This is a genomic window from Thermocrinis albus DSM 14484, from assembly GCF_000025605.1.
Classification (GTDB): domain Bacteria; phylum Aquificota; class Aquificia; order Aquificales; family Aquificaceae; genus Thermocrinis; species Thermocrinis albus.
In genome coordinates this window covers 1348893-1366985 of record NC_013894.1, presented here as the reverse complement: position 1 = coordinate 1366985, position 18093 = coordinate 1348893, and the positions used below count along the sequence as shown (strand labels likewise).

Below are 18093 nucleotides of genomic sequence, written 5' to 3'. Positions count from 1 at the left end.
ATGAAACTGCTGATAACAGGAGGTGCGGGTTTCATAGGCAGCGAATTTACCCGTCAAGCGGTGAAAGAAGGTTACCAGTGCGTAGTGGTAGATAAGCTCACTTACGCAGGCGATATAAGGAGACTGGAGGAGGTTTTGGAGAAGATTACCTTCTACAGGTGTGATATCAACAACAGGGAGTTTTTGGAGTACATATTCAGTAAAGAAAAGCCGGACGTGGTGGTTCACTGGGCAGCAGAAAGCCATGTAGACAGAAGTATCTCGGATCCCTCTCCCTTTTTCACCACCAACGTTTTGGGTACGCTGAACCTTCTGGATACAGCAAAGAAATACGGCGTTAAAAGTTTTATCAACATATCCACCGACGAAGTTTACGGTGAGCTGGGTGATGAAGGTTCTTTTAAGGAAGATTCATGCCTCAAACCCAACTCGCCTTACTCTGTTTCTAAAGCCAGTGCCGATATGCTAGGTAGGGCTTACTTTAGAACCTACGGGCTTCCTGTTATAACAGTGAGACCTTCCAACAACTACGGACCGTGGCAGTATCCGGAAAAGCTCATACCTGTGGTGATAGTGAAAGCCATCAAGAACGAGCCTATACCCATCTATGGGCGTGGACTCAACGTGAGGGAATGGCTTTACGTAAGTGACTGTGCGGAGGCTGTCCTTGAGATCATCAAGAAGGGTGAACCTGGAGAAATCTACAACGTAGGTAGTGGAGAGGAAAGAAGAAACATAGAAGTGGCCAAGTTGATACTCAGTATCCTTGGAAAACCTGAGGATCTTATCAGCTTTGTGCAGGACAGACCGGGGCATGATTACAGATACTCCCTCGATGTTTCCGGAACATGGGAGAAGCTCGGCTGGAAGGCTAAAACCAAGTTGGAAGAAGGCATAAGACGTACGGTAGAGTGGTACTTAGATCACATAGACTGGGCTCTGGAAAAGGTAACATGAGAGTACTCCTCTTAGGTAAGAGGGGTCAACTGGGAAGAGCTTTTGTAAAAAAACTATCTTCAGAAGGTTACCAGTTGGTGGCACTGGGGAGGGAGGAGTGTGACGTTACCAGTATGAGTTCTGTAAAGAGGTGGCTTGATGAGGTTAAACCTCACGTAGTTATAAACTGTACAGCTTACAACTATGTGGACAAAGCAGAAGAAGATTACGCAACCGCTTTTGCTGTCAATGCCTTTGCGGTAAAGGTGCTGGGAGAGCTATGTGTGGCGAAAGGTGTGAAACTCATCCACTACTCTACCGATTACGTTTTTGACGGCACCAAGGGAGCTCCTTACGTAGAAGACGATAAACCCTCTCCCCTCTCCCTCTACGGAAAAAGTAAATACACCGGTGAGCTTTTGCTCCAAGAGCTTGAAGGTGATTTCCTGATATTTCGGGTAAGTTGGGTTTACGGTGAGGGTAAACAGAACTTTCTCTACAAGCTCCTCAACTGGGTAAAAACACAGGATATCTTGAAGATATCGGCTGACGAGGTATCGGTGCCAACCTCCACCAAGACCATAGTGGATGTTACCCTCAAGGCTCTTAAAAAAGACCTCCGGGGCTTATATCACCTTACCAACAGCGGATATGCCTCCCGTTACGAATACGCTAAAAAGGTACTCCGACTACTTAAGATAGAAAAAACCGTCCTACCTGTCCCCATGAGTGTTTTCTCTCTACCAGCCAAGAGGCCATCTTTCTCTGCTATGAGTAATGCCAGGATCTCTAAAGAACTACAGATAGACATACCTCATTGGGAGGAGGAACTGGAGATGTTCCTCCCCCTCTTACTTCCCGAACTGTTAGGAAGCTAGTTCCACAGCCTTTCTGGCACCATCCCACATGTCTTCTGCCGTCACAAACCTCAGACCGGATTCCGCCAACATTCTCTTGCCTTCCTCCACGTTGGTGCCCTCCATTCTCACCACTACCGGTACACTAATGTCCACCATCTTAGCAGCCTCTATGAGACCACTGGCTAACCTATCGCACCTCAGTATACCACCAAAGATGTTGATGAACACAGCCTTTACGTTGGGATCTGCCATAAGGATGCGGAAGGCGTTCGCTATCTGTTCCACACTGGCACCACCCCCTACGTCTAAGAAGTTGGCCGGATTTCCACCTGCCAGTTTTATGATGTCCATGGTGGTCATAGCCAGCCCTGCACCGTTCACCATACATCCTATGTTACCATCCAGCTTTATGTAGTTAAGACCGTACTTCTTAGCCTCCACCTCTAAAGGATCCAGCTGGGTTAGGTCCTCCATCTCTTGTATGTCCCTGTGCCTCATGAGAGCGTTGTCATCCACATCTACCTTAGCATCCAAAATCACGAGGTCTCCTTCCTCTGTCAGAACAAGGGGGTTTACCTCTACAAGAGAGGCATCTAAATCCATGTAAAGCTTGTAAAGGTTGAGGGCCAAGGGAACAAACCTGTCTACTGGAAGACCTAGCCGGAAGGCTATCTTCCTTGCCTGAGATGGCATGAGACCTAAGGCTGGATCTACGTGTAGCATCAGGATAGCGTCAGGTTTCTCCTTTGCCACCTCCTCTATCTCCATACCACCTTCTGCAGAGGCCATTATTACAGGTTTGGCCGCTGATCTGTCAAGAGTTATGGAAAAGTAGTACTCTTTCTTTATGGGGGTGGCCTTTTCTATCCACACTCTGCTTACAGGTTTACCCTCCGGACATTGGAAGGTTTTGAGAACCTTTCCTAGCATACTCTCAACAGCCTGCGTTAGCTCCTCCATACTGTGCACCAGCTTTACACCACCAGCCTTACCTCTACCACCGCAGTGGACCTGAGCCTTTACCACTAGGGGGAAGGAACCCAGCTCTTCAGCTACTCTTTGGGCTTCTTCTACGCTAAAAGCAACACCACCTTTGGGAACGGGAAGGCCATATCTACCGAAAATCTCTTTAGCCTGGTGTTCGTGAAGCTTCATATTAGCCCTCCAAAAAATACTGATGAAAATTATAACAAAATGACCGACTAAGTTTCTGTATCAGATACGACAAGGGTAGCGGAAGAGCCGGATGAGTTTTTTAAAATCCCCCCCCCTGACGGGGGGAAAGTTATCAGCCTATGACCCTTACGTTCTTGGCTCTGGGTCCCTTAGAGTCCTCCTCTATCTCAAACTCCACCTTCTGACCCTGTTCCAGAGTCTTAAAACCCCTTTGCTGAATAGCACTGAAATGTACAAAAACGTCACCTTGATTGTCATCGCGGGTTATGAAGCCATAACCCTTTTCCTTGCTGAACCACTTAACGGTGCCTCTTACTACCATGGTGCTACAAACCTCCTAAGTTTTTCCCTGAGTTGCCACAGAAGGTTAGGCGCCCTCCCCTCTGTGATACAACTCTACCGATAAATATAACCCTCCCTTTCTATCTGTCAAGTGGTTGCGTAAACTACCACTATAATGTAAATTAATACTTACTTACTGGAGGTGAAGGCCATGCTCATAACTCAGTACCTAACGGAAGAACACAGAAGATGCGACAGCTACTATGCGGAGGCAGAGAGGGCCGTTCTCTCGGGAGAATGGGAACGTGCAAGAGAACTCCTTACCAAGTTCAGGGACTGTACCATCCTTCACTTCAGGAAGGAGGAAGAGGTTCTCTTTCCGGAGTTTGAAGAATCAACTGGTATAGTGATGGGACCCACACAGGTTATGAGACACGAGCATGCTCAGGCAAGGGAACTCCTTCAGAAGCTCGAAGAGGCTCTTGACAAGAAGGACAAAGAGGGGTTCCTTTCCGCAGGAGAATCTCTCATGATTCTTATCCAACAACACAATATGAAAGAAGAGCAGATACTCTACCCTATGAGTGACCAGAACCTTGATGGTGATGAGTTGGTAAGAAAAATGGCTGAACTTGGAGAAGTATGACTGGACTTCAGCTTCTCTATCTGCCACCTTTTAGTATAGTCTCACGATTCTTCTTGACCGCTGCCCTCTTCGGTTTCTTAGGTACCCTTCTAGGCCTGTACGAGGTGGTTGTTGACAGCTTCCTTTTACCAGCTTTTGTTCATATCTACACCCTCGGCTTCATGACGATGACCATGGTGGGTGCCCTCTTTCAGATGCTTCCCGTTGTGGCCGGGGTAGTGATAGAGAGAAGTCTTTTTGTAGCTACCTACACCCATCTTACGCTAGTATGTGGTGTCCTCGCCTTTGTGGGAGGATTCCTTCTGAGAGAAAAGAGTATACTGATTACAGGCACAGCTCTGCTGCTGTTGGCCCTTGTACCAACGGCATCTTTTATGCTCTTCAAGTTGTTGAGGATAAAGGCCCACACACCTACATCCGGGGGTATTAGGTACGCTCTCTTCTCCCTCCTTCTGGGAATCCTCTTAGGAAGTCTTGAGATCTTCAACCTGATAGGCTACAGTATCTTTGACTACTTTTGGCTTCTCAGAGCTCACTTAACGGTGATGCTCTTTGGCTGGGTCGGTATCCTGGTAGCATCCGTTGCCTTTCGGGTCATAGAGATGTTCTTCGTTACGCCACCCTATCCAAAGATCTACGCTCAACTCTTTCCTCCTGCTGTCCTTCTTTCCCTGCTTATAGCTTCTTTGAGAGATGTCTGGATACTCAAACTGCCCGTATCTATCCTCTTTCTCTCCTTCGCTTTTATAACCTTCTCACGACTGAGGGGTAGGAGAAGGAGAATTCCAGACCCTTTGATAAGCCTGTGGTACGTGAGCATGCTATTTTTGACACTTTCCTCACTACTCTATCCCTTTGCGGGAGGAGAAGGTACCCTTTTTTACCTCTTTCTCTTCACCTTCGGAAGCTTTGCCCAGAGCGTCATCATGGCTATGATGTACAGGATAATCCCCTTCCTGGTGTGGATACATCTCTCAAACAGAGGAGTTCCCAACGCTCCCACCATGCACGAGGTGGTAAGTCCAAAGAGGGTGTGGGCGCACCTCTACCTTCACCTCATATCCATATACCTGTTCTTAGCCTCCTTCTTCACAGGGGTAAAGGCTCTGTGGGTTTTTTGTCCTCTTGCCTACGCTATATCCTTTGGATTTTTGCTCCTCAACCTATCCTCGGGGGTACTCCTCTACATCAAGAAAAAAGGCCAGCAGAAGTCTTGACGGAGAAAATTTTCAACTTACCATCTAAACTATGCAAGGACTAAAGTCGATAGTAGAAGCGATAGATCTTATCATGAGTGCGCATGCTCTGTATATCTCCAAGCTGGAGAGGGCTATAAGGGACAAGGCACCTTTTGAACACAAAGGGAGATGATAGCCCCTAACAAGGACAGTTATCCTCATCCACAGAACGAAAGACTTGTCTTCTGAGCTGTTTCACAAACTCCTCAAGCTCAAAAGAGTGGTGAAGGATCTTTCCCTTTAAAATAGTTCTCTATGTTCTCCTTCATACAGAGACACAGGAAGTTTTTGGTGGTTACCGTTAGTGTGGTTTCCTTCGCCTTTTTCTTGTGGCTTTTTTTGGCAGGAAGTGTGCAGGATATCTTGAGGGGGAAGAGAGCATGTGTGGCGGTGGTGAACGGTACCTGCATAAGCCTCAGAGACTATCGAATGGAGCTCTTGCCATACTCCCAGTTTCTGAAAAACGAGGAAATGGAAGGCATGATAAAGGAGCAGGTTCTCGATAGTTTGATAGTGAGGGAGCTTCTCTATCAGAAGGCTCTTGAGATGGGTTTTGTGGCTTCCGATGAAGAGGTGATAGATACCATAAAGTCAGACCCTACCTTTCAGGAAGGTGGGGTGTTCAGTGCGTCCAAGTACAGGGAAGTATTGGAACGGAACAATTTAGAACCTGCTCAGTACGAAGAGTATCTCAAAAAGATGCTCAGTATACAAAAGTTGGTAAGTTTCATAAGTAACAGTGTGTATATAACGGAGAAAGAGAAACAGGCGAACCTTCTACCTTACACCACTCTTCTTACAGGTAAGCTTTACCTTATTACTCCTGACAGCGTGAAGATATCCTATGAACCTACTGATGCAGAACTTCTTAACTACTACCATCAACACAGAGAAGAGTTTAAAAGGCCCGAGAAGAGAGTTGTGAGACTATGGGAAACTCCCCAAAGAGACGAAGCTCTTAATATATACAACCAACTGAAGAGCTCAAAGGTACCGACCGGTTACAGGGAAGTTATACTGCCTCAACAGGAGGCGGAACTTTCTCCCGTTCTGAGGGCCGAGATCACGCGACTGAGCAGTAAGGAACCTTATACGGTAACTAAGGATGGTGATAAATTTGTAGTGCTTTGGCTTTACAGTTGGGAGCCTTCGGGATACGAGGATTTTAATAACGTAAAGGATAAAATAAAACAGCTTCTGGTGCAACAAAAAAGGTTAGAAAAACTACAAGATGTAGCACAAAGTGCCTACAAAGATCTGAAAGAGGGCAAGCAGATAGATTACAGATACTTGGCCTTTTCCGATACACCTATATCTCAGTTGGCCTCCCTTATGAAGATACCGCAGGAAGATCTGGTCAAACTTTTAGTTTCTAAGGAGACGGTTTTTGGACCTTACGCTATAGCTCAAGGCTATGCTGTGCTAAAGATTGAGAGCAAAACCACCAAAAGTCTTGATGATAAACAACAGAAAGACCTGATTAAGGATATACTATCCCTTAAAACAGACTCTGTTCTCAATTACTATCTGGAAAGTTTGAAAAAGAGGGCCAAGATAACCATAAACAGGGATCTCATCACCGGGCAATGATGATAAAATTTTAATACAAAAATCTTCAGGAGAGGTGAGATGGAGAAGAAATGGAGAACTGCCATAACACAACACGTTGGCCACGAAACCTATATCAGAGGGTACCGCCTTTTGGATCTTGTAGGAAACCTCAGCTACGCGCAGGCTGTCTACCTTATCCTCAAAGGTGAACTACCTAACGAGAAGGAAAGTAAGATGATGGAAGCTATACTGGTGTCGGTCATCGATCACGGTATAGCACCACCCTCTGTTATAGCTGCGAGAGCGGTAGCATCAGGTGGCAACTCCCTCAACGTGGGTGTGGCGGCCGGTATACTGGCCTTTGGATCCGCTCACGGTGGCGCTCTTGAAGATGCCATGAGATTCATACAAGAAGGAGTTAGCAGCACAAAGAGTGTTTCTGAGATAGTAAGAGAGTACCTGGAAAGCAAGAAGCCTATACCCGGTTACGGACACAGATACTACAAGGATTACGATCCTAGAACTAAGAGGTTGATGGATATTGCGAAAGATCTAGGTTTTTACGGCAAACACTGCCAGTTTGCGGAGGAGGTGCAAGAAGAGATAGCGCGTCAGAAGGGAAAGAGACTGGTCCTCAACGTGGACGGTGCTATAGCGGCGGTGGCCTCCGAAATGGGTTTCGACTGGCGTTTAGGTAAGGGTTTCTTCATAATAGGCAGAGTGGCCGGTCTTGTGGCCCACGTGTACGAAGAACTTACCACGGAGAAACCCTTTTCCAAAAGGTTGGACGAAGAGACAGAGACCGAGTATACGGGCACTCCTCCCAGAGAGTTACCTCCCGAGTTTAGGAGAAGGTAAATGCAAGAGCTTATACTGGGTATCTACAGGTTCTTCATTAGATTGGCCTTTAACCTCACCATAGTGGTGCTTTTGGTAGGTCTCTTCGTAGGTGTTTTCAGAACCCTTGCGGAAATAGGACTTACCTTTACAGAAGCGACGGTTCGTCTTGGCTTTAAGGAACTAATCATAAACACCTTGTCTCTCATAGTGGTTTTGGAAATTATAAGGGCCTTTGTAGACTACTTTGAGTACGAAAGGGTGAGGCTGGAAGTACTTATGGAAGCTCTCATAGCTTTCTTCATAAGGGAGTTTATGATAAAGCTCTTTGAGGAGAAACTTACGGGGCTTGAGGTGCTCCTTTGGTCCACAGGCGTGGCCTTTCTGGTAGGAGCAAGGACTTTAACGGTTGTGTACAAACCACCAAAAAAGTGAGATCACTCCATCATATAGTAGATCATGAGGGGAGACCATACCTGTTGAAGGGAGGGTACTTTACCCTCCAGCATACGTTTCAGAAAACCTTTCTTGTCCTCCATATAGAAAACGCGTGCCTGGGGCACGCGGGCTAACTCCTTTGCCTTCTGTATGGCATCCTGTAAGTCTCCCAGTTCGTCCACAAGACCCAGCTCCTTTGCCTGTTTTCCTGTAAGGATCCTTCCATCCGCTATCTGTCTCAGTATATCCTCCTGAACCTTCCCTTTTCTGTAGCGCAGGATAGCCTCTATGAACTGACTGTAGGCATCCTCCACCAAGTTCTGTAGATACTGCCTCTCTTCAGGTGTCAGTTCCCTGAAGGGGGAAAGGGTGTCTTTAAACTTACCTGTCTTTATAGCCGTGGTTTTTATACCCAGCTTTTCTAGAAGCTGTTGGACATCGGTGTGCTGTATGATGACACCGATACTTCCCGTTATAGTGCCGGGATTGGCGTATATAACATTGGCAGGAGCAGATATGTAGTAACCTCCCGATGCAGCTACATTACCCATAGAAACCACCACAGGTTTGCCGGACTGTCTGAATCTCTCTACCTCTCTGTATATCTCCTGCGATGCACCCACAGATCCTCCGGGACTCTCTACCCTCAGTACGAGAGCCTTCACGGAAGGATCAAGCCGAGCCTTTTCCATCTTGCTTACTACAGCCTGAGGGTCCGTTATCACCCCCTCCACTTTCACTACCGCTATCCTGTCACCTATGGGAAAACGCGCTAAGAAGGTCCCCAACATTCCCAGAGAGAAGAGTATACCAAAGAAGATGAGAACTCTCTTTATCCAGCGACCCATGCTCTCTTCCGAAGAGTCAGCATAAGGATGAAGGAGACAACCACCATGAGAATAGACACCAACTGGTTCCACGTAAGTCCTAAACCTGAGATGGGCGGTGTAACTCCCCTGTAGAACTCCAGGAAAAATCTCAGGACACCGTAGAGGAACATGTAGGTAGCGAAGACCTGCCCATCGTACTTTTTCCTACGGTAAATAGCCAAAAGTAGAAAAAATATCACCAAAAGTCCCAGCATCTCCATCAGTTGGGTGGGATAGAGGGGCATGTAAGGGGGAGCAACGGCACCTTCCGGAAAAACCACGTAAAAGAAGGGAAAGTGAGGGGAAAGATGTATACCCGGCAGTGTATTCTCTGCAGGATAGGGCTTACCATAACAGCAGCCAGCCGATGTACAACCTAGTCTACCCACCGCGTGAGCTATGGAGAGGGCTATTACCGACATATCTGCTATTTTCCACAGGGGAAGCTTGTAGTAGAAAACACCCCCCAGCGCACCCACGAGACCTAAAGCTAGACCTCCGAAGAAGTCCATGCCGCCGTTCCATATAGCCAAAGCGTCCACAAAGCCTTTTACCTGTTCTGGGTGCTCTATCACATAGGCCAGCCTCCCACCCAGTAAACCTGAGAGCAGAGTTACTATCATCACATTCTCTACCTTTCCTTTGTCTAACCCTTCCCGTGAGGCCAGTTTCAGCAGAATAAAGTAGGCTACGAGCGCACCGAGAGCCACCAAAAGACCGTAGGTGTATATCTTTATGCCCCAGAACTCTACCAGTACGGGAAACATCAGTATCTCACCTCATCCACGTTAACTACTAAAGATATGTCACCGTAATCTACTTTAACCCTTCTGTAAAAACCTTCCTTAGTTCTAGGGCCGTAGGTGAGTACCACCAATTTGTCGCGCTTTTTATCCAGAACCTCCACCTTTTGAAGTTGACCTTCCGCGAAGTAAAATCTTTGACGGAAGCTGCCGTCATCCCTTTCCACTACAGTGTGACCTATCTGACAGCTGGCTTTCTCGTCCCCTCTAAGCACCGCACCAAATATTATCCCGTCAGGAGAGAAAGGAAGATCCAGACAAACCCCGTTTACACACACCCCATCTATGTTAAAGGAGAAACTACCCCGAGTTCCTGCCTCTACAAGGTAAGAGGCCCCTTCTTTTTTTATCACAAAGGGAAATTTAATGACACCGTAAGATACAGATGCGTAAGCGGTGTAACGTTGTGGCGCACTGTCATAGGAGTAACGCTGTTTTATCTGCTGCTCCTCCGGACATATAAGGGGAGCACATGAGAAGATAAAGAGCAGTAGAGTTAAGAGGGCGTATCTCTTCACAAGTCTTCCCTCCTTACTCTAACCGCCAGAAAGTGAGCGTGAAGCCCTTCAGCCATGGCTATGCTTTCGGTGGCATCCGCAACCCTCTGGAAGCCTTCCTGGGATACGTATATCACCGATGACCTTCTTACAAAGTCATAGACACCCAGAGGTGAGGAAAAGCGAGCTGTTCCACCTGTGGGAAGGGTATGATTGGGTCCCAGTACGTAATCTCCCAGAGGCTCAGTAGAGTAAGGTCCTAAGAAAACCGCTCCCGCTTTCCTTATGTAAGGCAAGAGAGCAAAAGGTTCTTTGGTGAGGATCTCCAGGTGTTCCGGTGCTATGTAGTTGGCCACCTCACAGGCCTGCTTTAGATCCTCTACCAAGAAGACGGTTCCGAACCTTTCCAGAGACTTTTTGGCTATCTCCTTCCTGGGAAAGTCCGTCAGCAGGTTTTCCAGCTCCTTTACAACTTCGTGGGCAAACTCCTCCTCCGGTGTCACTAAGAAGGCACCAGCCAGTTCGTCATGTTCTGCCTGGGAGAGTAAATCGGCCGCCACCCACCTGGGATCCACGCTACCGTCGGATATGACCAGTACTTCCGATGGGCCTGCCACCATATCTATACCCACTGTTCCGTATAGGAGCTTTTTGGCAAGAGCCACGTAGATGTTACCTGGACCTACTATCTTGTCCACCTTGGGTATAGTCTCCGTACCAAAGGCCAGGGCAGCCACAGCCTGAGCTCCACCTATACTAAAAACCCTCGTAACACCTGCCAGAAAGGCTGCCGCTAAGGTGTATCTGTTGGGCTTGGGCGAAACCATTACTACTTCCCTTACACCTGCCACCACCGCCGGCACGGTGTTCATGAGAACGGTAGAGGGATAAGAGGCCTTGCCTCCGGGAACATACACACCCACACGATCCAGAGGAATCACCCGCATCCCAAGGATTATGCCCTCCTCTTCCACCATGTAGCTCTGTTCCAACTGCCTTTCGTGAAACCTCCTTATTCTTTCGTGAGCCACCTCCAACGCCTGTTTCACATCAAGTTCTAGTTCTTCGTAAGATCTTTCCAGCTCCTCGTAAGGAACTTCCATAGTCTCCGGTGTTAGTTCCACACCGTCAAATCGGTGCGTGTACTCTATAACAGCCTTGTCTCCCTCCTCCCTGACTCTCTTTATGATCTCCCTTACCACAGCCTCGTACTCTTCTTCCAGTATCTCCCCCCTTCTGGACAGGTACCGAAGCCTTTCGTTAAATCTCCACGCTGTGTTCCTCAGATCTTCTATCTTCATCATGCTGATTATACCACCAGATCAAGAAGTATGTCCAGATACACCGCTCCGCCCACGGCAGGTACGTACCGATGGTCTTTTCTAAACAGTCTGTCGTATCTTCCTCCTCCTGCCACAGGGCTACCAGCCGACGGATGGAAGATCTCAAAAACTATCCCCGTATAGTAATCCTGCCTTCTTACCTCCGTAAGATCAAAACAAACAGGTACTCCTTCCAGGAGGGACTGCAGCTGGAGAAGTTCTCCTATCTCAGTTTCCCACTCAGGGCACACCTCCTTCATCTTATAAAGATGCTGAACTGTTCCTTCCGAAGTGAGAAGCTCCCTGAAAATGGGCGCTCTTTGGGTGAGGGAAAAGTCCTTAATCATGAGGCGTTCCTTTACATCGGTACCGTAGGTCTCCGTGAGCTTCCTCACTATACCTGTATGACCCACGCTCACCACCATCTCCTTTATTCCCATCTCTTTCAGGTACTGCACCAGTTTGGTGATTACCTGCGCCTCAGCTGTTATATGGGAAATTCCCAGTATCTCTACACCCGTTTGAAATCTCTCAAAGCTACCTGAAGGTGAAAAAACCGCACCCCAGTAGAAAACTTTCTTGGGAAGATCCAGCTTCCGCAGTCCAGATAGATACCGCACCAAACTCACGGTCCAGTCACTTCTAAGACACAGCACCTCACCCCTTCCTGTGGTTCCCGTTATGAAAGGTTCCACACCGAAACCTTCGTAATACTCGGGTTGGTAGTTCTCTATGGTGGGTAGCATGATAAACTGAAAATCTTCAAAAACACGACAGGCTACTAAGAAGGACTCCTTTAACTTTCTAGAGTCTTCAAAGTTGAAAAACCTCTCTCCTTCCGGTATGTATCCTGCTTTTTTCATAGCTATCATTTTACCTTCCTGTCCAGCTGACGGTATATCTCACCTATGGAGAGTTTAAAGTAGATAGGTCTTCCGTGAGGACACACTTCCCTGTTTTGAAAGGATGTCCAACGCTTCAGAAGTTCTACCAGTTGTGGTATCTCCACTCTGTCGCCTGCCTTTATAGCTTCTCTGCACGCTTTTGAGGAGCTCAAACCCCTCTCGTACATATCCCTTTCCGAAAGGAGGTGTACATCAAAAAAGTAAAGGTACTCTCCGTACTTGGCTATCACTATAGTGTCGTCCAAAACACCTATGAGTTGGGGAGTGGGATGGTAGGGTGTCTCCTCTTGGCGGAATGTGTAGGGTAGATAAACCCTCCTGGTTACACTTTCCTTTATGAGGTCCTTTACAAGGGACTCCTTTAGGAATCTAACCTCTCTTTTCTTGGGATGTACGTTTACGTCCAGTAGGAAGGGAGGTATCTCCACCTCACACAGGCAAACTTTTCTGTAACCTACGTGCCTTCTTATGTATTCCAGAAGGTTTTTGTTATAAACAGGTCTACCGTTAACCACCAAGAAAACTTCTCCAGTTTTGTTACCTACCGACACACTCAACCTAACTTTTACACCATTGCTTTCTCTTTCAAAAGTTTCAAAAGGCATATTGTAAATCTCCTGAAGGCGATGGGCGATGTGATGGGCGGGTGGAAGAGCGAGCAATTCTTTCCCCTCCGATATAAGGCGGAAGGCCACATCGGGCCGTGCCATGGCGTACAGTTTGATAAGTTTTGTTATTCTGTTCCTTTCGGTATCTTCCTTTTTAAGGAACTTCTGCCTTACGGGAAGGTTGTAAAAAAGGTCAAAAACTTCCACCTGTGTACCTATCCCCATCCCTCTCTGGGTTATCTCCTTCACCTGTCCACCCTCTATTCTCATCTCCCTTCCCACGTCCTCGCTAAAGTACCTGGAGCTTATCACCATACGGGAAACTTTACTTATGGCGTGTAGGGCCTCACCTCTGAAGCCGTAAGTGGTGGTGTGCATAAGGTCCTCCAGTCTCCTTATCTTACTGGTGGCACCCTCAAGGACAACGAGGGGAAGATCCTCCGGTGGTATCCCGGTGCCGTCATCTTTAACTCTTATGTATCTTTTACCTCCCTTTACTATCTCTACCTCTATTCTCTTGGCGGAAGCGTCCAAAGAGTTCTCCACAAGCTCTTTGACACAGTCAGCAGGGCTGTCTATAACCTCCCCTGCCGCTATGCAAGCTCTCACATCGGGGGGTAGTATCTCTATCTTCACCACTGAGCGGTTATCTTAGCCTTCTTGTTAAGGTACTTATCCACTGCCAAAGCTGCCTTTACACCGTCCGCAGCCGCTATGACCGCCTGCTTTATGTTGTTACAAAGAACGTCTCCTGCAGCAAAGACACCCGGAACAGAGGTCATCATCTCTTCGTTGACCACTATGCAGTGCCCGTCTGTCATTTCCACTTGATTCATGAGGAAGTCTACAGATGGTTTGTTTCCACCTAAGAATATAAAGACACCATCCACCTGAAGGAGTTTTTTCTCTTTTGTGTCTATATTTTGCACCGCAAGGCCCTCCACCAAAGAACTACCCACTATCTCAAGGACCCTGTGGTGCAAAAGGATCTCTATATGAGGATGCTTTTTTACTTCCTCCACCATCTCCTCCGGCGCCTTTATACGGGAGGAGGGTACCACTAGATATACTTTACTGGCGAAACGCGCTATAAACTCTGTCTCTTCAAGAGCGTAATCGTCCTCACCTACCACTGCCACAGGACGGCCCTTGAAGAAAGCCGCATCACACACACCACAGTAGGATACTCCTTTACCCAAAAACTCCTCCTCACCCTTGAACTTGTTGGTTCTCTCCATAGCACCAGAAGCTATTATGACAGCCCTACCCTGAAACTCCCTTCCGTCTATTGTGTACACCTTCTTTATCTCACCCAACAGATCTGTAGCTATCACCTTTCCCCTTACGAACTCTGCACCAAAGGCTTTGGCATGCTCCCGCATCAGTTTGAGGAGTTCGTATCCTGATATGGGACCTCGTATACCCGGATAGTTCTCTATCTGCTGCGTTACTCCCAGAGCGCCGTCGGCTTCGGCCCTGTAGAGCACCAGAGTAGAAAGCCCGGCACGCGCAGTGTATATAGCGGCAGAAGAACCAGCAGGACCAGCTCCTATGATGATGACATCATAAACCTTCTGAGGCTGGAAGGTTAGCGTTAGCTCCATGTTCCTCCTCCAGAGTTTATTAAATATAAGGCCTCAGACGATATGTGGCTGACATCCTTCATATACATCCATCTTTCTCAAACTATCTTAGTGAGTTATACTGAAATTTTAAGAGGATACCTCTTGACAAACCCGAAGGGTGTTAATATAATATCTCACTGTAAAACCTGAAAGGAAGGAGGTGAGAGCCATGGCTAAACTTGTGCCCCTCTACGACAAGATAGTGGTGAAAAGACAGGAGGAACAGGAACAGAGGACAGCGGCAGGCATCATAATTCCAGATACCGCTAAAGAGAAACCTCAGATAGGTGAAGTGGTAGCCGTTGGTGAAGGTAAGCTCCTCAACAACGGTCAGATAGTACCCTTAAAGGTGAAGGTGGGTGACAAAGTAGTCTTCAACAAGTATGCAGGTACAGAAGTAGAGCTAGATGGTGAAAAGTACCTGATAATGTCTCAGGACGAAGTTCTTGCCATATTAGAGCAATAAAAAACAAGGAGGTGTAGCCATGGCTGCAAAAAGGGTTGTCTACGGAGAAGAAGCCAGAGCTAAACTAAAAGCCGGTGTAGATAAGCTGGCCAACGCCGTTAAAGTCACCCTTGGTCCCAGAGGTAGGGAAGTCATCATAGAGAAAAAGTGGGGTACACCCTTAGTCACCAAGGACGGTGTTACGGTAGCTAAGGAGATAGAGCTGAAAGACCCTTACGAAAACATGGGTGCCCAACTGGTCAAGGAAGTGGCTTCTAAGACAGCGGACGTGGCAGGTGACGGAACCACCACGGCTACCGTACTGGCTCAGGCTATCTTTAACGAAGGTCTGAAGGCTATAGCTTCAGGTGCCAATCCCATGGACATAAAGAGGGGTATAGACAGAGCTGTACAGGTGGTGGTGGAAGAGATAAAGAAGCTCTCCATTCCCGTCTCCGGAAGGAAGGAGATAGAACAGGTTGCTACCATATCTGCCAACAACGATCCAACAATAGGAAAGATAATAGCGGACGCTATGGAAGCTGTTGGTAAGGATGGTGTCATCACGGTAGAAGAGTCCAAATCTGCCGAAACTACGCTGGAAACTGTTCAAGGTATGCAGTTTGACAGAGGATACCTGTCTCCTTACTTCATCACCAATCCCGACAAGATGGAGTGTGTTCTGGAAGAGCCCTTCATCCTCATATACGAGAAGAAGATATCCAACGTAAAGGATCTCTTACCTGTTCTGGAGCAAGTGGTCAGAGCAGGGAAACCTATACTGGTCATAGCAGAAGATGTGGAAGGTGAAGCTCTCGCCACCTTGGTGGTGAACCACATAAAGGGTGTGATAAGAGCTTGTGCCGTCAAGGCTCCAGGCTTTGGTCAAAGGAGAAAGGACTATCTGCAGGACATAGCCATACTGACGGGTGGTACCGCCATAACGGAGGAATTGGGTATCAAACTGGAGAACGTGACTCTCGATATGCTAGGTAGAGCTGACAAAGTGATAGTGGACAAAGACAACACCACCATAGTGGGTGGTAAGGGCTCCAAAGAGGCTATACAGGCCAGGATAGAGCAGATCAAGAAGCAGATACAAGAAACCACTTCCGATTACGACAGAGAAAAACTCCAAGAAAGACTCGCCAAACTGTCCGGTGGTGTGGCCATCATAAGGGTGGGTGCTGCTACAGAAGCTGAGATGAAGGAAAAGAAGGCAAGAGTAGAAGACGCTGTGCATGCTACCAAGGCCGCTGTAGAAGAAGGAATCGTACCCGGAGGTGGTGTTGCTCTGGTAAGAGCTTCTGAAGCTCTCGAAAACCTCAAGCTGGACAATCCTGACCAACAGATAGGTGTGGACATAATAAAGAAAGCCTGCAGAACACCCATCAGGCAGATCGCCGCTAACGCCGGGTTTGAAGGTTACGTGGTTCTGGAAAAGGTGTTACAGCTGGGTAAGGAAAAGGGTAAAAACTGGGGCTTTGATGCCGCCACAGGTGAATACAAAGACATGGTAGAGGCCGGTATCATAGATCCCACCAAGGTGGTAAGGACCGCTATCCAAAATGCCGCCTCTGTAGCTGGTACCATGCTGACCGCAGAGGCCTTGGTGGCAGAGGTACCTGAAGAGAAGAAGGAGAAAACACCTTCTCCCGAAATGCCAGAACTTGACTAAACTGTGCAGCCCCCTCACGGGGGCTTTTTATTTTTTATTTTTCTTCATCTTACCTCCTTAATATCATCTTTAATGAAAGCTTTCATCGCTTTTGGAAGCAATGTGGAAGACAGGATCAACTATATTCTCAAAGCCATAGAACTTCTACAGCCATGTGGCAAGATACTGAAGATCTCCACCATTTACGAAAGTGCGCCGTGGGGTGTTTCCCAGCAGCCATCTTTCCTTAACGGAGTACTCCTCTTAGAAACATCCTTTGATCCTATAAAGCTCCTGTTTTGTTTGAAGGACGTGGAAAGGCTGGCAGGGAGGAGAGAGAGATACAGATGGGGTCCCCGGGAGATAGACCTGGATATAATCCTTTACGAGAACAACATTCTCTTTCTGAGTTTTTTGACGATACCACATCCTTACATGACAGAGAGAGACTTTGTTTTGGTCCCTCTCCTGGAGCTAGATCCCAACCTACAGCATCCCATCACCCGTGTTCCCCTGGAAGATTACCTGAAAAAGCTAAAGGTTAATCTGAAACCCTTTGCCTGTCTTTACCCGCCTGTATCCTCCGGCCATTAAGAAGAAGAGAATCATAACCAGTACAATGGCACCACTGGGAGGAAGATCGTAGATTATGGATACCGCTATGCCCAGTAGTACGGACGCCGAAGAGAAGAGGAGGGAGAAGACTAGGGTCCAGAAGAAAGAGGGTGACACGAGGAGAGCTGTCATGGGAGGAATAGCCACAAAGGAAGAGGACAGCACTATCCCTGCCACTTTTATGGACAGAGCTATGTTGGCTGATGCTACCATCACTAAAGAGTAGTTCATCCATCCCACTTTCACACCCTTCAAACGTGCCAGTTCTTCGTTAAAGAGGATCATAAAGAGTTTTCTGTAGTTCACCGTAAGAAAGATGAAGGTGGTGGCAGAGATCAAAAGGGATAAGAGGAGTTCACCATCACTCACCGTAAGAACACTTCCAAACAGGTAGGACTGTACACCCACACCTGCCTGGTCACTTACAGATATGAGGATGAGGGCTAAGGCAACACCACCTGAGAAGACCAAGGACACTACTGTATCAGCCGGTACACCCTTCTTATCTATAAGAAGCTGTAAGAGAAAACCCACCAACACGGTGTAAGGTACGGTAAAGAGGGTAGGGTCAGTACCTAAAAGAAGAGCGAGAGCTATACCGCCGAAGGCAGCGTGAGAGAGGCCTGCTCCCAACATGGAAAGTCGTTTTACGATAAGATACAGGCCAACGGCAGAGGAGGACGCACCTATGAGGATGCCTGCCAGCAGTCCCCTGTAAGCGTATTCTAGAAAGCTGTCCATAGGTGTAGCATTATACTCCCTTAACCTTTTACCAAAGGTTCC

Annotated in this window: 21 protein-coding genes; 11 read left to right on the top strand and 10 right to left on the bottom strand. The window is 47.5% G+C overall.

Annotated features, from left to right (window positions below; translation table 11 throughout):
• Both rfbB and rfbD read left to right on the top strand, forming a co-directional pair.
• The gene (rfbB, locus tag THAL_RS07430) at positions 1-957 is read left to right on the top strand and encodes a dTDP-glucose 4,6-dehydratase (protein ID WP_012992498.1); all 957 of its coding nucleotides are present in this window, start codon (positions 1-3) and stop codon (positions 955-957) included.
• On the top strand, positions 954-1814 hold the full coding sequence (gene rfbD / locus THAL_RS07425; protein WP_012992497.1) for a dTDP-4-dehydrorhamnose reductase: 861 nt from the start codon (positions 954-956) through the stop codon (positions 1812-1814). Before rfbB ends, rfbD begins: the two co-directional genes overlap by 4 nt.
• On the opposite strand, the gene sucC is transcribed toward rfbD, so the two are convergent.
• Both sucC and THAL_RS07415 read right to left on the bottom strand, forming a co-directional pair.
• The gene (gene sucC, locus THAL_RS07420) at positions 1803-2951 is read right to left on the bottom strand and encodes an ADP-forming succinate--CoA ligase subunit beta (protein WP_012992496.1); all 1149 of its coding nucleotides are present in this window, start codon (positions 2949-2951) and stop codon (positions 1803-1805) included. The two genes, rfbD and sucC, sit on opposite strands and share 12 nt — an antisense overlap.
• Before the next feature lie 133 nt (positions 2952-3084).
• Positions 3085-3294, bottom strand: coding sequence for a cold-shock protein (locus tag THAL_RS07415; RefSeq protein ID WP_012992495.1), 210 nt, complete (start codon positions 3292-3294; stop codon positions 3085-3087).
• 171 nt (positions 3295-3465) lie between these two features.
• Here THAL_RS07415 and THAL_RS07410 point away from each other — a divergent pair, with 171 nt between their 5' ends.
• The 6 genes from THAL_RS07410 (at position 3466) to THAL_RS07390 (ending at position 7961) form a co-directional block, all read left to right on the top strand.
• Positions 3466-3900: a hemerythrin domain-containing protein gene (locus tag THAL_RS07410; protein ID WP_012992494.1), complete on the top strand. Its 435-nt coding sequence runs from the start codon at positions 3466-3468 to the stop codon at positions 3898-3900.
• The gene (locus THAL_RS07405) at positions 3897-5117 is read left to right on the top strand and encodes a hypothetical protein (protein WP_012992493.1); all 1221 of its coding nucleotides are present in this window, start codon (positions 3897-3899) and stop codon (positions 5115-5117) included. The genes THAL_RS07410 and THAL_RS07405 overlap by 4 nt, the downstream gene beginning before the upstream one ends.
• A 31-nt stretch (positions 5118-5148) precedes the next feature.
• Entirely contained in the window at positions 5149-5271 is a 123-nt protein-coding gene (locus THAL_RS08520) for a hypothetical protein (RefSeq protein ID WP_012992492.1), read from the top strand.
• Positions 5272-5393: 122 nt separating this feature from the next.
• Positions 5394-6728, top strand: coding sequence for a peptidylprolyl isomerase (locus THAL_RS07400; protein ID WP_012992491.1), 1335 nt, complete (start codon positions 5394-5396; stop codon positions 6726-6728).
• 39 nt (positions 6729-6767) lie between these two features.
• Complete coding sequence (locus THAL_RS07395; protein ID WP_012992490.1) at positions 6768-7547, top strand: citryl-CoA lyase; 780 nt, start codon at positions 6768-6770, stop codon at positions 7545-7547.
• Positions 7548-7961, top strand: coding sequence for a phosphate-starvation-inducible PsiE family protein (locus THAL_RS07390; RefSeq protein WP_012992489.1), 414 nt, complete (start codon positions 7548-7550; stop codon positions 7959-7961).
• A gap of 2 nt (positions 7962-7963) precedes the next feature.
• Here THAL_RS07390 and sppA read toward each other — a convergent pair whose 3' ends face one another.
• From sppA to trxB, 7 genes are read right to left on the bottom strand one after another with little or no spacing between them, the layout of a single operon-like run.
• The gene (gene sppA, locus THAL_RS07385; protein ID WP_012992488.1) at positions 7964-8812 is read right to left on the bottom strand and encodes a signal peptide peptidase SppA; all 849 of its coding nucleotides are present in this window, start codon (positions 8810-8812) and stop codon (positions 7964-7966) included.
• Positions 8797-9600 (bottom strand): prolipoprotein diacylglyceryl transferase, encoded by an 804-nt coding sequence (lgt, locus tag THAL_RS07380; protein ID WP_012992487.1) that lies wholly within the window; start codon positions 9598-9600, stop codon positions 8797-8799. The genes sppA and lgt overlap by 16 nt, the downstream gene beginning before the upstream one ends.
• Complete coding sequence (locus THAL_RS07375) at positions 9600-10154, bottom strand: hypothetical protein (RefSeq protein WP_012992486.1); 555 nt, start codon at positions 10152-10154, stop codon at positions 9600-9602. Before THAL_RS07375 ends, lgt begins: the two co-directional genes overlap by 1 nt.
• Positions 10151-11434, bottom strand: a complete 1284-nt coding sequence (hisD, locus tag THAL_RS07370; protein ID WP_012992485.1) for a histidinol dehydrogenase — start codon at positions 11432-11434, stop codon at positions 10151-10153. The genes THAL_RS07375 and hisD overlap by 4 nt, the downstream gene beginning before the upstream one ends.
• 8 nt (positions 11435-11442) lie before the next feature.
• The gene (locus THAL_RS07365; protein ID WP_012992484.1) at positions 11443-12318 is read right to left on the bottom strand and encodes an ATP phosphoribosyltransferase regulatory subunit; all 876 of its coding nucleotides are present in this window, start codon (positions 12316-12318) and stop codon (positions 11443-11445) included.
• Between the two features lie 5 nt (positions 12319-12323).
• Complete coding sequence (gene mutL, locus THAL_RS07360) at positions 12324-13607, bottom strand: DNA mismatch repair endonuclease MutL (protein ID WP_245522237.1); 1284 nt, start codon at positions 13605-13607, stop codon at positions 12324-12326.
• Positions 13601-14572, bottom strand: coding sequence for a thioredoxin-disulfide reductase (gene trxB / locus THAL_RS07355; protein ID WP_012992482.1), 972 nt, complete (start codon positions 14570-14572; stop codon positions 13601-13603). Before trxB ends, mutL begins: the two co-directional genes overlap by 7 nt.
• Positions 14573-14762: 190 nt before the next feature.
• Between trxB and groES the strand changes: the two genes are divergently transcribed.
• The 3 genes from groES to folK all read left to right on the top strand — a co-directional run bounded on the left by groES (position 14763) and on the right by folK (position 17289).
• A complete protein-coding gene (gene groES / locus THAL_RS07350; RefSeq protein ID WP_012992481.1) occupies positions 14763-15059 on the top strand; it encodes a co-chaperone GroES in 297 nt (98 codons plus the stop codon).
• 19 nt (positions 15060-15078) lie between these two features.
• Positions 15079-16716 (top strand): chaperonin GroEL, encoded by a 1638-nt coding sequence (groL, locus tag THAL_RS07345; protein ID WP_012992480.1) that lies wholly within the window; start codon positions 15079-15081, stop codon positions 16714-16716.
• Between the two features lie 72 nt (positions 16717-16788).
• Positions 16789-17289: a 2-amino-4-hydroxy-6-hydroxymethyldihydropteridine diphosphokinase gene (folK, locus tag THAL_RS07340; RefSeq protein ID WP_012992479.1), complete on the top strand. Its 501-nt coding sequence runs from the start codon at positions 16789-16791 to the stop codon at positions 17287-17289.
• Here the strand turns inward: folK and THAL_RS07335 are convergent.
• On the bottom strand, positions 17230-18051 hold the full coding sequence (locus THAL_RS07335) for a metal ABC transporter permease (protein WP_012992478.1): 822 nt from the start codon (positions 18049-18051) through the stop codon (positions 17230-17232). The genes folK and THAL_RS07335 overlap by 60 nt on opposite strands.
• Between the last annotated feature and the right edge of the window lie 42 nt (positions 18052-18093).

Coding starts and splice junctions, on each gene's coding strand:
- rfbB (WP_012992498.1), top strand. CDS start 1: ATGAAACTGCTGATAACAGGAGGTGCGGGTTTCATAGGCAGCGAATTT.
- rfbD (WP_012992497.1), top strand. CDS start 954: ATGAGAGTACTCCTCTTAGGTAAGAGGGGTCAACTGGGAAGAGCTTTT.
- sucC (WP_012992496.1), bottom strand. CDS start 2,951: ATGAAGCTTCACGAACACCAGGCTAAAGAGATTTTCGGTAGATATGGC.
- THAL_RS07415 (WP_012992495.1), bottom strand. CDS start 3,294: ATGGTAGTAAGAGGCACCGTTAAGTGGTTCAGCAAGGAAAAGGGTTAT.
- THAL_RS07410 (WP_012992494.1), top strand. CDS start 3,466: ATGCTCATAACTCAGTACCTAACGGAAGAACACAGAAGATGCGACAGC.
- THAL_RS07405 (WP_012992493.1), top strand. CDS start 3,897: ATGACTGGACTTCAGCTTCTCTATCTGCCACCTTTTAGTATAGTCTCA.
- THAL_RS08520 (WP_012992492.1), top strand. CDS start 5,149: ATGCAAGGACTAAAGTCGATAGTAGAAGCGATAGATCTTATCATGAGT.
- THAL_RS07400 (WP_012992491.1), top strand. CDS start 5,394: ATGTTCTCCTTCATACAGAGACACAGGAAGTTTTTGGTGGTTACCGTT.
- THAL_RS07395 (WP_012992490.1), top strand. CDS start 6,768: ATGGAGAAGAAATGGAGAACTGCCATAACACAACACGTTGGCCACGAA.
- THAL_RS07390 (WP_012992489.1), top strand. CDS start 7,548: ATGCAAGAGCTTATACTGGGTATCTACAGGTTCTTCATTAGATTGGCC.
- sppA (WP_012992488.1), bottom strand. CDS start 8,812: ATGGGTCGCTGGATAAAGAGAGTTCTCATCTTCTTTGGTATACTCTTC.
- lgt (WP_012992487.1), bottom strand. CDS start 9,600: ATGTTTCCCGTACTGGTAGAGTTCTGGGGCATAAAGATATACACCTAC.
- hisD (WP_012992485.1), bottom strand. CDS start 11,434: ATGAAGATAGAAGATCTGAGGAACACAGCGTGGAGATTTAACGAAAGG.
- THAL_RS07365 (WP_012992484.1), bottom strand. CDS start 12,318: ATGAAAAAAGCAGGATACATACCGGAAGGAGAGAGGTTTTTCAACTTT.
- trxB (WP_012992482.1), bottom strand. CDS start 14,572: ATGGAGCTAACGCTAACCTTCCAGCCTCAGAAGGTTTATGATGTCATC.
- groES (WP_012992481.1), top strand. CDS start 14,763: ATGGCTAAACTTGTGCCCCTCTACGACAAGATAGTGGTGAAAAGACAG.
- groL (WP_012992480.1), top strand. CDS start 15,079: ATGGCTGCAAAAAGGGTTGTCTACGGAGAAGAAGCCAGAGCTAAACTA.
- folK (WP_012992479.1), top strand. CDS start 16,789: ATGAAAGCTTTCATCGCTTTTGGAAGCAATGTGGAAGACAGGATCAAC.
- THAL_RS07335 (WP_012992478.1), bottom strand. CDS start 18,051: ATGGACAGCTTTCTAGAATACGCTTACAGGGGACTGCTGGCAGGCATC.